Origin of the sequence: Shewanella sp. SW24 (genome assembly GCF_025653395.1) — a bacterium.
GTDB classification, from domain to species: Bacteria; Pseudomonadota; Gammaproteobacteria; order Enterobacterales; family Shewanellaceae; genus Shewanella; species Shewanella oncorhynchi.
In genome coordinates this window covers 261,607-277,030 of the sequence record NZ_JAKKSH010000002.1, presented here as the reverse complement: position 1 = coordinate 277,030, position 15,424 = coordinate 261,607, and the positions used below count along the sequence as shown (strand labels likewise).

Annotated in this window: 10 protein-coding genes; 9 read left to right on the top strand and 1 reads right to left on the bottom strand. The window is 47.3% G+C overall.

Annotation, left to right across the window (positions count from 1 at the left end):
- The first annotated feature begins 473 nt into the window (after positions 1–473).
- From betI to L5M17_RS02980, 6 genes are all read left to right on the top strand, one after another.
- Positions 474–1,085, top strand: coding sequence for a transcriptional regulator BetI (gene betI / locus L5M17_RS03005; RefSeq protein WP_263145113.1), 612 nt, complete (start codon positions 474–476; stop codon positions 1,083–1,085).
- Positions 1,070–2,539 carry a betaine-aldehyde dehydrogenase gene (betB, locus tag L5M17_RS03000; RefSeq protein WP_263145111.1) on the top strand — a complete coding sequence of 490 codons (1,470 nt, stop codon included), beginning with the start codon at positions 1,070–1,072 and terminating at the stop codon, positions 2,537–2,539. The genes betI and betB overlap by 16 nt, the downstream gene beginning before the upstream one ends.
- A gap of 9 nt (positions 2,540–2,548) precedes the next feature.
- The gene (gene betA / locus L5M17_RS02995) at positions 2,549–4,234 is read left to right on the top strand and encodes a choline dehydrogenase (protein ID WP_263145109.1); all 1,686 of its coding nucleotides are present in this window, start codon (positions 2,549–2,551) and stop codon (positions 4,232–4,234) included.
- Positions 4,235–4,588: 354 nt separating this feature from the next.
- Positions 4,589–5,806: a BCCT family transporter gene (locus tag L5M17_RS02990; RefSeq protein ID WP_263145106.1), complete on the top strand. Its 1,218-nt coding sequence runs from the start codon at positions 4,589–4,591 to the stop codon at positions 5,804–5,806.
- A 14-nt stretch (positions 5,807–5,820) separates the two neighbouring features.
- Positions 5,821–6,525, top strand: a complete 705-nt coding sequence (locus L5M17_RS02985) for a TorF family putative porin (protein WP_168823341.1) — start codon at positions 5,821–5,823, stop codon at positions 6,523–6,525.
- A gap of 102 nt (positions 6,526–6,627) precedes the next feature.
- Positions 6,628–7,104: a MarR family winged helix-turn-helix transcriptional regulator gene (locus L5M17_RS02980; RefSeq protein WP_006080852.1), complete on the top strand. Its 477-nt coding sequence runs from the start codon at positions 6,628–6,630 to the stop codon at positions 7,102–7,104.
- Positions 7,105–7,232: 128 nt separating this feature from the next.
- Here L5M17_RS02980 and L5M17_RS02975 read toward each other — a convergent pair whose 3' ends face one another.
- On the bottom strand, positions 7,233–7,862 hold the full coding sequence (locus tag L5M17_RS02975) for a peptidylprolyl isomerase (protein WP_173497052.1): 630 nt from the start codon (positions 7,860–7,862) through the stop codon (positions 7,233–7,235).
- A 566-nt stretch (positions 7,863–8,428) separates the two neighbouring features.
- Here L5M17_RS02975 and malQ point away from each other — a divergent pair.
- The 3 genes from malQ (at position 8,429) to glgX (ending at position 15,417) form a co-directional block, all read left to right on the top strand.
- The gene (malQ, locus tag L5M17_RS02970) at positions 8,429–10,855 is read left to right on the top strand and encodes a 4-alpha-glucanotransferase (RefSeq protein ID WP_263145102.1); all 2,427 of its coding nucleotides are present in this window, start codon (positions 8,429–8,431) and stop codon (positions 10,853–10,855) included.
- A gap of 130 nt (positions 10,856–10,985) precedes the next feature.
- Positions 10,986–13,220 (top strand): 1,4-alpha-glucan branching protein GlgB, encoded by a 2,235-nt coding sequence (gene glgB, locus L5M17_RS02965; protein ID WP_263145100.1) that lies wholly within the window; start codon positions 10,986–10,988, stop codon positions 13,218–13,220.
- 1 nt (position 13,221) lies between these two features.
- Positions 13,222–15,417: a glycogen debranching protein GlgX gene (gene glgX, locus L5M17_RS02960; protein ID WP_263145097.1), complete on the top strand. Its 2,196-nt coding sequence runs from the start codon at positions 13,222–13,224 to the stop codon at positions 15,415–15,417.
- The last annotated feature ends 7 nt before the right edge of the window (positions 15,418–15,424 follow it).

The window sequence follows — 15,424 nt, the reverse complement described above, 5'->3', positions numbered from 1 at the left end:
AAGTTGGAACTGGGTAACTAAATTTCGGACTTTTATGACGGGTATTAGTGTTGGCGTACGATATGGTTTTTTTAGCGTTGTTAGCGCCCCTGGTGATGCATCATTTCTGTGCATTTTTCGTTTACTTTTTATCCCACTTTCTTATCCAAGTTTGACGGCTCAATTGTTAAATCTAACAGAGGTTAAACCTCATGAATACTCTCATTTGTAGCATTAACTCCAATTAATTAGTTTGATATCTAATATTAATTTATGCGTGCTGCTGTGGTTGTGGTAGGGCCGTAAGTCAAAGAAATCTATACATTTAACTTTTTTTTACACATTAATTCATTTTTACATAACTAACTTGTGAGCTTTGTCACTGTGCTATTTTAGGTTGATAGTTACATCACTAATCATTATCATGATTGTTAATTGAACGTTCAATTAACGTCGTTCAGAGTATTGAGAGAGTGGTTATTCCTTGAGTATTTATGCCTAAAGCCGCAATGAAATTGATACGCAGACAGCAGCTTATCGATGCGACATTAGCATCGGTTGCCTTGCATGGATTGCAGCACACGACCATCAACAGCATTAGTCAGTTGGCGGGGATGTCGTCGGGGATCATCAGTCATTATTTCAGTGGTAAGCAGGGCTTAATCCAAGCGACGCTGCGCCACTTGCTCGAGCAGTTAAAGCAGGCGTTGCTCAATCGAATCCAAGGACAAGTGTTGGCGCCAACAGAGCGCTTAATGATGATAGTTGAAGCGAATTTTACCGAGTTACAGCGCTCACGAAATGTCACTCACACTTGGCTGAGTTTTTGGGCACAGGCCGTCCACGATCCCCAGTTAGCCCGTTTGCAGAATATCAATAGTCGCCGCTTATACAGCAACTTACATTTTTCCTTTCGGCACGTGTTGCCCAAAGAGTTTGCCCTGATGGCTGCTGAGCAAACGGCGGCGATGATCGATGGATTCTGGTTACGCAGCGCCTTAAGTGAAACCCCTGAGCAGGATTTTGTTCAGGCCGAAAAATTATGCAAAACCTTTATCCATAACGTGATAAAGCAGCATGGAGTTAATACATGTCAGTATCAGTAGAAGTTCAGTACAACTTTATTGCGGGTCAGTTGCTCGCTAACGACAGCGGCGAAACCTTCGACGTCGTCAATCCTGCCACGGGGCAATTGGCGTATCGAGTGCAAGTGGCCGATGAAAAAATTCAGCAAGCGGCCATCGAAAGCGCCAAAAAAGGCTTTGCGATTTGGTCTGCCATGAGTGCCACCGAACGCAGCCGTATTCTGTTAAACGCGGTCGCATTATTGCGGGCTCGTAATGATGAACTCGCGGCAATCGAAGTGTGCGACACAGGTAAACCTTGGCAAGAAGCCTCAGTGGTTGATGTGGTCACAGGCGCAGATGCTATCGAATTTTTCGCCCATATTGCCCCAGGGCTTGAAGGCGCGCAGCAGCAAGTCGGTGGGGATTTTTATTACACCCGCCGCGAGCCTTTAGGCATTTGTGCTGGCATTGGCGCGTGGAATTACCCATTACAAATCGCCTGTTGGAAGGCCGCACCTGCCTTAGCTAGCGGCAATGTGATGATTTTTAAACCTTCGGAAGAAACGCCGCTTGGCGCACTGAAATTGGCGCAACTCTTTAGTGAGGCGGGTCTGCCCGATGGCGTATTTAACGTCGTGATGGGTGACGGCAAGGTTGGCGCTTGGTTAACGGGGCATCCAGATATTGCCAAAGTGTCCTTCACGGGCGAAGTCGGTACCGGTAAAAAAGTCATGGCCGCGGCGGCAAGTTCATTAAAAGACGTCACTATGGAACTCGGTGGTAAATCACCGCTTATCGTATTTGACGATGCCGATATCGATAATGCCGTTTCAGGTGCCATGCTCGGTAACTTCTATACCCAAGGTGAAGTCTGTACTAATGGGACGCGGGTGTTTGTCCATGAGTCAGTTTATCCACGTTTTATCGAAAAACTGCTTATGCGTACTCAAACCAATATTGTGGTGGGCGATCCTATGGCGCCAGAGACTAACTTTGGCGCCTTGATCTCCAAAGATCACCAGCAAAAAGTACTCGATTATATTCAGCAAGGTATCGATGACGGCGCAACTCTGCTCACCGGTGGCACAGCATTAACGCCGGAAAATGCTCCCAATGGTTACTTTGTTGCCCCGACGATTTTCACCCATTGCACCGACGAGATGCGCATCTGTAAAGAAGAAATCTTTGGCCCTGTAATGTCCGTGCTTACCTTTAAAGATGAAGCCGAAGTGATTGCTCGGGCAAATAATACCGCCATGGGCTTGGCCGCTGGGGTGTTTACCCAAGATATCAGCCGTGCCCATAGGGTCATTCATCAGTTACAGGCGGGTATTTGCTGGATTAATGCCTATGGCGCCTCGCCAGCCGAAATGCCAGTAGGTGGGTATAAGTTGTCGGGTATTGGCCGTGAAAACGGTAGCGAGACACTCAAGCATTACACCCAAGTTAAAGCCGTTTATGTGGGTCTGCAGCCCTTAGAAAGCCCATTTTAAGGAGGCATTTTGACTCAGTCATTAGAGCAAAAATATTATAACTACATCATAGTTGGTGCAGGATCAGCGGGTTGTGTGCTCGCCAATCGCTTGTCAAAGGATCCTAAAAACGAAGTGCTGTTATTAGAAACCGGTGGTAGCGATAAGAGCATCTTTATTCAAATGCCGACGGCGTTATCAATTCCGATGAACAGCCCTAAATATGCTTGGCAGTTTGAAACTGAGCCTGAGCCATATTTAGATAATCGCAAGATGCATTGCCCTCGGGGCAAGGTGCTTGGCGGTTCATCCTCGATCAACGGCATGGTGTATGTCCGTGGTCATGCCAGGGACTTTGATGAGTGGCAGGCGCAAGGGGCGACCGATTGGGATTACAGCCACTGCTTACCGTACTTTAAGAAGGCGGAAACCTGGGCCTTTGGGGGTGATGAGTATCGCGGTGAGTCAGGGCCGTTAGGGGTGAATAACGGTAATCAGATGCAGAATCCTTTATATCAAGCCTTTGTGGATGCGGGCATTGCGGCGGGGTATTTATCGACCGCCGATTATAATGCGGCGCAGCAAGAAGGTTTTGGCCCTATGCACATGACGGTCAAAAAAGGCGTACGCTGGTCAACCGCCAATGCCTATTTACGCCCAGCGATGGCCAGACGTAACCTCACGGTTGTGACCCACGCTTTAGTGCATAAAGTGTTATTGGAAGGACAAACGGCTGTTGGCGTTCGCATTGAACACAAAGGTAAAGTTGAAGATATTCGTTGTAACAAAGACGTGATTTTAGCTGCGGGCTCAATAGGTTCGCCGCATTTACTGCAATTATCAGGCATTGGCGATCCCCAAGTATTGGCCGATGCAGGGGTCGAGTTACAACATGAGTTGCCCGGTGTTGGTCAGAATTTACAGGATCATTTAGAGTTTTATTTCCAATTCAAATGCCTTAAACCGATTTCACTCAATGGCAAGTTAGATCCTTTCAGCAAGTTCTTAATCGGTGCTCGGTGGATTTTAGATAGATCCGGTTTAGGGGCCACGAATCACTTCGAGTCCTGTGGTTTTATTCGCTCAAAAGCGGGTCTGGAATGGCCAGATTTACAGTACCACTTTTTACCTGCGGCTATGCGTTACGATGGCAAAGAAGCCTTTGCGGGTCATGGGTTTCAGGTACATGTAGGCCATAACAAGCCTAAGAGTCGTGGTGCCGTGACCTTAGTGTCGGCAGATCCTAAAGCGCCGCCCAAAATTCAGTTCAATTATTTACAGCATCCCGATGATATTGAAGGCTTTAGGGCCTGCGTGCGTTTGACTCGTGAGATCATCAATCAAGCGCCATTCGATGAGTATCGTGGTGAGGAAATTCAACCCGGCACACAAGTGCAAACCGATGCGCAAATCGATGCCTTTGTGCGTCAATCGGTTGAGAGTGCTTATCATCCTTCTTGCTCGTGCAAGATGGGCACGGATGCGATGGCGGTGGTGGATCCCGAAACCCGCGTGCATGGCTTGCAGAATTTACGGGTGGTGGATTCTTCTATTTTCCCTACTATCCCGAACGGCAATTTGAACGCGCCGACCATCATGTTGGCCGAGCGCGCCGCGGATATGATTTTAGAGGCTGAGATGTTAGCGCCAGCGGACTGTGCTGTTGTGGTTGCCGACGCTTGGCAAACTACACAAAGAAGTACTGCGACAAGTTAACGGCGCAAGTTAACGCCATAAGTGCCTGCTCGGTCCGTCGTATCGATGGACTGGCGGCTTCAATTTTGAAATGACTCATTAATTGATGACTCAAAAGAGTCATGATTCATTTTGTCTAAAGGGTCGGTTAGCCCGCAGTGAGTGTGCAAATGACCGCTTTCACGACTGATCATCTATCAGGGTTTAACTATCGCGGAGTGTTTTTAAGTAGCGATATTTAAGGCTTGAGGGCAGAACGTTGCCTTTAAAAATGGATCAGTTTTTATTATTAAATAAAAACATGGAGTTACATTTTATGGGTTTATATCCAGATGCCGACTTACACCCAATATCGACTGGGACTGAGTGCTCATTATGACTTGGTTATTATCCGCAGGGATACTGTTCACTTTTACCGCGATTGCGTTTGTGATTTATCGCTGGGGCAATATTCGCTGTATCGGCGTGACGCCTGTGCGTACTTTTACCTTTATCGCGATTCTGTTTACCTCAGGACTTGATGTCGGCTTGATCATGTTTCCGCTCACCGAGTTTGCGGGTTACGCCAATGTGGCGGCGAGTCCTGAATACGGCTTTAGTAATCCGCTGGCGATTGAGTTTGGCTTCTGGGCCTTCTTGATTTGGAGCTTCTACTTTTTAACCTGTTTTTATTTTTGTGTCATCGAGCCTAGGGTGAGATTCTTCGATATTCCTTGGGTTAAGTTCATCAATAATATCGTAATTATTGGCACCTGCGCCTTTACCGCCTATTTGCTATTGAGCAATTTACCTTGGTATTTACCCGAATTAGGTGATGGCGAAACCATAGTCGGTAGCTTCTATTTAATCGTATTTATGGTGATCGCCGCGGCTGTGTATTCCAGCACTAGCATACGTTATGTGCGTATCTTGAGTCTGGCGAGCACCTGGTTATTTTTAGGCCTGATTGCCATGATGTGGGCCAGTGCATTTTTATCGGCTGACTCGAGTGTGGGCGAGTTCTTTACGACCTTTGCCATGCTGGGTGACTACTTCGGCAATATTCAACATTTTGTGTTACCCATTAATGACTACCATGAGTTTTATCTGTTCTGGTGGTTTGCGTGGAGCATTATGATAGGCCAATTTACCTCGCGCTTTGTCGGTGGCATGAAAACCTATCAAGTGCTGTTGGCCATGATGGTGTTTCCGTCTATCCCCATCGCGATTTGGTTCACTGTACTTTATTACTACAGCGCCAATGGCTTAGATACCTCGGGCTTCTATAATCTGGCGATGGTGATTGTGGGAATTACCTTTGTAATCAATTCACTCGACTCACTGGTGCGCCTCTATACCGATAATCTTAATCTGACGATTGAGCGCTTAGGCAAGCTTAAATATGTCAGTTTTAACTTAGTCTTACTCTGCAGTCTGACATTACTGTTTCAATTAGACTTTCTTCAAATTCAATGGGTTGGTGCAATCGCACTGGGCCTGATCTTTAGCTGTTTTGGTTACATCATGATGACGCAATTGCAAACTGTTCGTGCCATTGAGCGCTCGCCAAAAGAGAACAAAATCGACTTTACTAAAATTGAGCTAGCTAACTAATGGAAAAATTAATAATGAAATCAAAATGTTTTTATCTTGTCGCCGGCGGATTGTTATTGATGTCGACTGTGGCGAATGCCGGATTATCGGCCACTGTGACGGCGACGTCGGATTACACTTTTAACGGTGTCAGTCAAACGGACAACGGCCCAGCGCTGCAAGGCAATTTGGATTACGGTTTTGATTCGGGATGGTACGTGGGCGGCTTTACCTCGAACGTCGACTTTGGGGGCAGCGATGACACTTGGTTGGAGCTCGATGCCTATGCGGGTAAGTTTTATCAGCTCAATGAGCAACTGAGTTTCGATGTCGGACTGGCTTATTATACTTACCACGGCGAGTCGTTTTCCGATGAGTACAACTATCCTGAGCTGTATAGCAAGTTAGGATATGATAGTTCACTGGGTCACTCTGAGGCTAAGTTGACCTATACATGGGATTACTTTGGTTTGGGTGGTGAGCATTACACTATGTTGCTTGGCCATACTGTCAGTGTCGCTGAAGGACATGATATTCGCTTTAGTGTCGATCGCTCGACATCACTTGATGAGGATAAATGGTCATGGGATGGTGGCAAATCCTTTAATCATTTCCGTATCGCCTATCTGACCAGTTGGAGTGGCTTTGATTTCAGTCTTGCCGCCGAAGATACCAGCATGAACTTAGATACCAGTGACGAGCGTCTAGTGTTGTCAGTATCGCGTCAATTCATGTTGTAATCTAAGGGACTTTTACCATAAAAGTGCCTCCCGTGGGTGAGTTCAGTCGCGCTTTCTGGTAAGGTGCACTCGTTGCTTAGAATGGGGAGAATGAAAAGAACGATGGAAAAGTACGAACAACTGCTTATTTCGCTGCGCCGAGTGATACGCGCTATCGACATTCATTCTCGCCAGCTAAACAAACACTCAGGTTTAACTGGGCCGCAATTGATGGTGATGCAGAAAATCGCCCAATTGGATGCGCCATTGGCTAAAACCGTGGCGGAAGAAATTACGCTGAGCCCTGCAACTGTGACGACCATTATCGATCGACTCGAGGGCCGTGGTTTAGTGATCCGTCTGCGCAGTGAGACTGACAAACGTAAGGTGCATTTATACCTTAGCGATGCGGGCCGAGCGCTGTTACAGGACTCACCTAAACCGCTACAGGATCATTTTATTAAGCGTTATCAGAATCTTGAAGAATGGGAGCAGAGTCAATTGCTCTCAGCCGTTGAGCGTATAGCGACTATGATGGACGCCGATAAAATTGATGCGGCGCCTATGCTCTTGGTGGGGAAGATCCAAGGGGATGAGTAATCGTTTAGCTCATGCTTTAAATTGATTAGACGTTAAAATCGATTAGATTTTAAAATGAAAAAGCACTGAATCTTCAGTGCTTTTTTGCTTTTAGTTAGATGTCGTTTAGCTGTGCGTCTTTTAGATGCTTAAGCAGCAGGGCAGCTTGTTTTAGCAACAGAGTTAATCAGGATTTCTTGCACTGGCGTATTAGCAAAACCACCGCTGTTTTTTGTCGGTACTATGCTGATTTGATCCGCCACATCCATGCCGTCGACCACTTTGCCAAACACGGCATAACCATAATTACTCGCAGACGCATCCAAATGTGGATTATCTAACACATTGATAAAGAACTGTGATGTTGCAGAGTTAGGATCATCCGTGCGAGCCATGGAGATAGTGCCACGTTTGTTGCTAATACCGACTGCGGCTTCATTCTTGATGGGGGCATCGCCTGGTTTGCTTTTGAGCCCAGTGGTAAAACCGCCGCCTTGGATCATAAAGTTATTAACGGTTCTATGGAATAAGGTGCCGTTATAGAATGACTTATCAACATACTGCTTAAAGTTTTTACCTGTGATTGGCATGTTAGTTAAGTCAATGGCAAGTGTGATATCGCCTTTCGTGGTTTTCATTAAATAACACACATCCGCAGCTAAGGCTGGCGGAGTGGGATCGGGCGTCGGTGGCGTCGGCGTTAAATCACCATCTGTACTTCCTTCACAACCCGTCAAGGCAATGCAGCCGACAAATAGTAATCCTGATAACTTCTTCATTTCATATCCTTATTCTCAATCATCATTGGGGTGTTTTTGCTTTAGCATTCCATGGGAGCGAGCCACTGACGTATATGCGATGGCATATCAGGTTCCATGAATTTAATGTTGTTATTATGTTTCTATGCTGTAGCGAAACGAGATGTTGACAGAGGAGAGATAGGCTGTTCAAGTTATAAAACGCAATTGATACAAAGTGTTGCACTGATGTCTGTGGTTAATATGTCACCTGACGTATTTGTTAGTATTAGTCTGAACGCAATGACATAAAAATGACTTACGCTTGTCATGTTATTTCTATCCCTTTGCTCTTCACTTATTGCATGCTTTAGGAGCCATGCTTGCCCTCTTGCTGAACGCATGCCCCAATTTAGTGCATTCCACTCTTTATATCCTGATAGCTACTGAGCGCCAACTTAACTGAGTGCTTCTAGTAAGTTACTGATTTTTTGAAAATGTTTTTTGTTATTTCTCTGAAATATTTATGTCATCTTCTTGTTACTTTTCGTTGGCATGGTTACTGTATATCTAAAGCTATGGATGAGCGGTCGCGGGGGCGACAAAATATGGGGCTGGAAAAGTTGCTGTATTTGCGGGGAGTTGGGGCAGAATTTACTGATTGTTTTGGCCAAAATATCCATATTTCCGAGGTAGACAGGCAAGGTATCTTGACCTGTATGTTACAGGAAAAAAACACCGTGGCAGGGACTGCCATTGATGCTTCTGCTACAGAAGCGTTATCGAGTGATGCTGGGCTGACCTGTGTCGATGCGGTATTGACCGAAGCACTGATAGCGTCGCAAATTGATCTACTGGATGCCCGTCCTTGGACTCAGGTGCTACCTGAATTCCATTGGTGTTTTGTGGATGAACCTTGGATAAGCCTTTGTTTACCGGAAACCTATACCTCAGATCTGAGTGTGGCGATTGAATGCGAACAGGGTGAGTCCATCGTATTCGATGTGCCTTTCTCGGCGCTTAAGTCCATTGGCGATTACCGCATTGAACAAACGCTTTATCTACACTATCGCCTTGATCTTACGCAACTGGGATTCGCACGCCTCGATTTAGCTGAGGCCAAGACCCAAGCTTTCCCTGACAACTTAATTCCCGCCGAGACTGAAGCGGTGAATTTAGCGTCCTATTTCCTGAGCAGCCAAGAGTTCACTAACAACCCTGCATTCACAAAAAACCAAGACTCATTTGTGCAAGTAGCAGACAAAAATGCGAGTGATTTCTCTGTGTTAGGTTTGGGCTTTCATCGTATAGCCTTAAGCTTAAAACATGCCCTATCGACAAGTACACAAGCGCCAAGCTCTGCGCTAGAGGGCAGTGTGACTGTAGAGGCTGATACTCGTACTTTGTTTTCTGGCACCTTAATGGTGGCGCCGCGGGCCGCCTACCAAGGCGTACTCACGGCTGTTGCCCAAGGTAAACGCCATAAACCTTGGGGGATCAGCGTTCAACTCTACAGTTTGCGCAGTGAGAGCCAATGGGGCATTGGTGACTTTGGTGATTTAGAACAACTGATCGGGCTGGTGGCGGCGCAGGGCGCGGATTTCATTCAACTCAATCCCTTGCATGCCCTCGATATCGCGGCGCCAGAGCATCCGAGTCCCTATAGTCCGTGCGATCGCCGCAGACTTAATCCTCTTTATATTCAATTACAAAGCGTTCCTGAATATCAAGCTCTTGCCACTGAATTTTCAAGCGCTACCTGGGTAGAGGCTATCGCCTTACTGAATCGTGATAATTGGCTCGATTATCCTAAAGTGAGCGAGCTGAAATACCGTGCCTTTGAGCAGTTATATCGCGTTTTTTGTGATACGCATCTGGCGAACGACACGCCCAGAGCGCAAAGATTCCATGAGTTTGTACGTGAGCAGGGCAGTGCACTACAAGAGTTTGCTCAAGCGGAATATTTACGTAGTCCTAAAGCGTTTGTGCAAGAGGAAGGTTTCTATCTTTACCTGCAATTTGTTGCTGAAAAGCAGTTACACCTCTGTCAGCTAAAAGCTAAAGAGGTTGGGATGGGGCTGGGATTGATCCGTGATTTGGCCGTCGGTGCAGCGCTGCAGGGCAGTGAAGTACAGGCTAATGCCGAGCAGTTTTGTTTGAATGCCAGCATAGGTGCACCGCCCGATCCCTTTGCACCCCAAGGACAAAATTGGGGCTTAACGCCACTCGATCCTGTGAAGTTAAAACAACATCATTTCAGTCATTTTATCGCCTTGATCCGCGCCAATATGGAAAGCTGTGGTGCCTTGCGTATCGATCATGTGATGGGCTTACTGCGACTCTGGTGGTGGCCGCTGGATAAGCAACTCGGTCACGGTGCCTATGTGTATTATCCCGTCGAAACCTTGCTTGCCATCGTTTGCCTTGAGAGCCAACGTGCTCGCTGTGTGGTGATTGGCGAAGATTTAGGACTGGTGCCACCTGACATTATTCATCGTCTCTACACTTCTGGCATTTATTCCAACGAGTTGTTCTATTTCTGCAAAGACCATCAAGGCTTTAAATCACCGGATCAATATAAGTCCCAAAGCTTAATGATGCTGGCGAACCACGATGTGCCGACTTTAGTGGCTTGGTGGTGTGGCAGCGATTTACACCTGCGTCGACAGTTATCCCTGTTTGAAACTGACGAGCAGCTAGGCGAGGCGCTCGCGGGGCGTGAACATGAAAAGCAGCAACTCATTTCACTGTTAGTCTCTCAAGGTCTGTTAGCCGATGTGACGATAGCCGAACTCGATATTCAAACCTTGCTCACGGCTTGGATGACCTTAGGAGCTCGCGGTAATAGTGCGCTATACAGCGTGCAACTGTGCGATTTATTAGCCGATCGCCATGCGGTGAATATTCCCGGTACTTGGCTCGAATATCCAAATTGGCAGCGTCGCCTGCCGCTGAATTTAACGCAAGTATCGACTTCGCCAGAGATACTGCAGCGATTACAAAATATCGCTGTGGCGAGACAGCTACCGAGCTAAATCTAGCACTAGCGAAAGGCTGCCTATGTCGCACCACATTATGCCATCCCTAAAGATTCGATTATTAGGGGGGGGATGTGGGTAAAGAGTGCCAATTTGTAAGTTTAATTGACTGATAAACGGAAGAAAAATGATGACTCAAGCCAATGCCTATTTCTACGATGGTGCCGACGTCGCCCTACTTAATGGTCAATACACTGATGTTTTTTCGCTCTTAGGTATGCACAGTGCCAACGAGGGTAAGGCATTAATTGTTCGTTGTTTTTTTCGCAATGCCCTCAGTGTGGATGTGATCAGCATTAAAGATGGCCGCAAAGTGGCGAGTCTGGACAAGGTCAACGAGCAGGGACTGTTCGCCGGCACTCTGGGACGACGCGTCAAGCCGTTTCTCTACTTGCTACGGGTGGAATATCCCCTGTGTCAGTTAGATATAGTCGACCCTTATCAGTTTGATTCACTGCTCAATAGTGACGATATTTACCTGTTTGGTGAAGGCAGCGCCGAGCGCGCCTATGAATTTTTAGGTGCCAACTGGCGTCAAACCCAAGGTGTCGAAGGTGTGCATTTTTGTGTGTGGGCACCTAATGCTAAGCGGGTGTCTGTGGTGGGAGATTTTAACCATTGGGACGATACTCGCCATGTGATGCGCCAACATATTGCCAATGGTTTATGGGAGCTATTTTTACCCAATGTGGCTGAAGGTGCACACTATAAGTTTGATTTGGTTTATCAAAATGGTGAGCGCCATACTAAATCCGATCCCATGGCAACCCAAATGGAATGCGCGCCCCACAATGCTTCTATCGTGCCCCCAAAAGCCCACCATAGCTGGAATGATACCGCTTGGATGAGTAAGCGAGCGGCGACTGCTTGGCATAAAGCGCCCATGTCGGCCTACGAAGTGCACTTAGGTTCGTGGCGTCGTAAGGGAGAGCAAGGCGAGCAATATCTTGATTATCAAGACTTGATTGAACAGCTTATTCCCTATGTGAAGGAGCAAGGCTTTACCCACATCGAACTGATGCCGATCAGCGAGTTTCCCTTTGATGGTTCGTGGGGATATCAGCCAGTGGGTCTCTATGCGCCGACCCACAGATTTGGCGATGCCAATGGGTTAAAGGCCTTTGTGAATGCCTGCCATCAGGCGGGAATTGGTATTATCCTCGATTGGGTGTCAGCGCATTTCCCTAAGGATCCCCACGGCTTAGTGCGTTTCGATGGCACATGTCTGTATGAGCATGAAGATCCTCGCAAGGGCACACATCCCGATTGGGATACCCTGATTTATAACTATGACCGCGGTGAAGTGCGCAGCTTCTTGTTGAGTAATGCCTGTTACTGGCTGCGGGAGTTCCACTTTGATGGCCTGCGTCTCGATGCCGTGTCTTCTATGTTGTATCTCGATTACAGCCGCGAGCCGGGCCAATGGCTGCCTAATGCTTATGGTGGACGGGAGAATCTCGAGGCCATCAGTTTCTTACAAATTTTGAATCAACGCTTGTACCAAGCTTTCCCCGGCATTTGCATGATTGCCGAAGAGTCCACCGCTTTTGCGGGGGTGACTAAGCCGACGGATCAGCAAGGTCTCGGCTTTGGTTTTAAGTGGAATATGGGCTGGATGAACGACAGCTTAAGCTACTTGGGTCGTGACCCGCTTTACCGCCAGTTCCACCATCATCAATTGACCTTCAGTTTAATGTACGCCTATACCGAGCAATTTATGTTGTCCGTAAGTCACGATGAAGTGGTCCACGGCAAGGGCTCGTTGCTGCATAAAATTCCCGGTGATGATTGGCAGAAATTTGCAACTCTGCGTGCCTATTACGGTTTTATGTGGGGGCATCCAGGTAAGAAATTACTCTTTATGGGCTGCGAGTTTGGTCAGCGAAATGAATGGAACCATAACCAGAGTTTAGATTGGCACTTATTGGCCTATGAACCGCACCAAGGTGTGCAACGTTGGCTTAAAGATCTCAATCACTTATATCAAAAAATGCCAGCCTTATCGGTTCAAGATTACGAGGGCGCAGGATTTAGTTGGCTAGATTGTGAGAATAGCCGCGACAGCATTTTTACCTTTGTGCGTTACGGCTTAGCAGGTGATGCGCCGTTAGTGTTTGTCATCAACATGACGCCCCAATTGCACACTGGGTTCCGTATTGGTTTGCCCTTGGCAGGAGATTACCGCGAATATCTTAATAGCGATAGCCAGATTTATGGTGGCAGTAACCAAGGTAATGCGGGCACTGTGGTTGCTGAGTCGCTGCCGTGGCAGGGGATGGCGCAGAGCGCGCTGATCACTGTGCCACCCTTGGGCTGCCTAGTGATAGGGCCTGCGTTAACCGGATTGGCTGAGGCGAACTAGCATGCAAAAGCCCACGGCTGATGATATTAAGCTCAACCCTGACGCTAAAAATCACCCATTTCAAAGCGAAAAATGGGCGTTAGGGGTAGGTGAGCCTTTTCCGCTCGGTGCTAATGTTGAGGGCGATGGCGTCAACTTTGCGTTATTTTCAGCTAACGCCACAGCGGTTGAGTTATGTTTATTTGATGACAATGGCGAGCAAGAAGTCGCGCGTATTGCGTTAACTGAACAAACCCAGCAAATCTGGCATGTGTTTGTGCAAGGGCTTAAGGCGGGGCAACTCTACGGTTATCGCGTTTATGGCTCCTATGAGCCTCTGCTTGGTCACAGATTTAACCCCAATAAATTATTGCTCGACCCCTATGCGCGCCAGCTCGTCGGTGAATATCGCGACCATGAGTCTAACTATGGTTACGAGCTGAACCACATGGATGAAGACTTATCTTTCAGCAAGTTAGATAACGCTGCCTATGTGCCAAAATGCAAGGTCGTGGACATTCGTCCATTAATCGAGATAGCTGCCAAGCAGTCGATTCAGCCCCTTGCGTCGAGGTTTCAGCCCAAACCCCTAGAGCGCAGCATCATTTATGAGATGCACGTTAAAGGCTTTACGGCGGCGCATCCTGAGATTGAACCCCATAAACGTGCCACCTTTGCGGGTTTAGCGACTCAGCCGGCTATCGATTATTTGGCCGAACTTGGGGTGACGTGTGTCGAGTTACTTCCTGTACAGGCCTTTTTCACTGAGCCATTTTTGCTCGAGAAAAAGCTCACTAACTATTGGGGTTACAACAGTATCGGCTTTTTTGCCCCTGAGCCGAGTTATCTATCATCCGACGATATTGGTGAGTTTCGGGCCATGGTGGATGCACTTCACGGCGCAGGTATCGAAGTGATCCTCGATGTGGTCTATAACCACAGCGCCGAGGGGAGTCGACTTGGGCCGACCTTTAGTTTTCGTGGCATAGATAATCTCAGTTATTACCGTCTGCATCCGAATGATAAGCGTTTTTATATTAATGATACGGGTTGCGGAAACACCTTAAATATCAATCATCCACGCATGTTACAGCTCGTACTAGATTCGCTGCGTTATTGGGTAGAAATCATGGGCGTCGATGGGTTTCGCTTCGACTTGGCGGCTTGCTTAGGTCGCGAAGCCTATGGTTTTGATCCCGGCTCAGGTTTCTTCGATGCGCTGTTGCAAGACCCTGTTTTGTGCCGAGTGAAATTAATTGCTGAGCCTTGGGATATTGGCCCTGGCGGTTATCAATTGGGCAATTTCCCCGTGGCTTTTAGTGAATGGAACGACAGATATAGAGACACTATGCGCCGCTTTTGGCGCGGCGATCACAGCATGTTGCCCGAATTTGCTCGGCGTTTTCACGGCTCGGGGGATTTTTTTGAACACAGTGGCCGTCCACCAGCGACTAGTCTTAATTTTTTAACCAGTCACGACGGTTTTACCCTTAAAGACTTAGTGAGTTATACCCAGCGCCATAACTTGGCAAATGGGGAGGATAATCGCGACGGTCACCAAGAAAACTTCAGCCATCATTATGGGATTGAAGGGGAAACCGAAGATAGCGCAATTCTGGAACTTCGCAGTCGTCAACAACGTAACTTATTGACTACGCTATTTTTATCTCAAGGTGTGCCTATGTTGTTGAGCGGTGATGAGACAGGCCGCACTCAGCAAGGCAACAATAATGCCTATTGCCAAGACAATGAACTGAACTGGTTTGATTGGTCGGCAAAGGGCATGGACACTGAGTTGTTGGCCTTTACTCAACAGCTTATTGCCCTGCGGAAACGTTTCCCGCTGTTATGTGCTAAGCGCTTCATTCACGAACAGTTATTGGCTGAATCCTTAGCCGATATTGGTACTCGATTAGATTGGTTTAGTCGCCAAGGTGAACAAATGACCAAGAGCTTGTGGACTGAATCTATGTGCCGCAGTTTGTCTGTGGTGCTTTCCGGTGATTTAGAAGATCAAGGCAAGCAGCAAGCTTTGCTGTTGATGGTTAATGCCGACGACAACCCTCTCGCTTTTACCCTGCCGACTTTCGAGCACTTGAGTCCGTGGCAATGCCTTATTCATACCCAAACTGAGCCGCTGGATGTTCAGATCTCTGCGACGCGATACTTACTGCAAGATCGTAGTCTCATGCTTTTTCATGCTGATTTGATTTTATAGGAAATGA

Coding starts and splice junctions, on each gene's coding strand:
- betI (WP_263145113.1), top strand. CDS start 474: ATGCCTAAAGCCGCAATGAAATTGATACGCAGACAGCAGCTTATCGAT.
- betB (WP_263145111.1), top strand. CDS start 1,070: ATGTCAGTATCAGTAGAAGTTCAGTACAACTTTATTGCGGGTCAGTTG.
- L5M17_RS02990 (WP_263145106.1), top strand. CDS start 4,589: ATGACTTGGTTATTATCCGCAGGGATACTGTTCACTTTTACCGCGATT.
- L5M17_RS02985 (WP_168823341.1), top strand. CDS start 5,821: ATGAAATCAAAATGTTTTTATCTTGTCGCCGGCGGATTGTTATTGATG.
- L5M17_RS02980 (WP_006080852.1), top strand. CDS start 6,628: ATGGAAAAGTACGAACAACTGCTTATTTCGCTGCGCCGAGTGATACGC.
- L5M17_RS02975 (WP_173497052.1), bottom strand. CDS start 7,862: ATGAAGAAGTTATCAGGATTACTATTTGTCGGCTGCATTGCCTTGACG.
- malQ (WP_263145102.1), top strand. CDS start 8,429: ATGGGGCTGGAAAAGTTGCTGTATTTGCGGGGAGTTGGGGCAGAATTT.
- glgB (WP_263145100.1), top strand. CDS start 10,986: ATGATGACTCAAGCCAATGCCTATTTCTACGATGGTGCCGACGTCGCC.
- glgX (WP_263145097.1), top strand. CDS start 13,222: ATGCAAAAGCCCACGGCTGATGATATTAAGCTCAACCCTGACGCTAAA.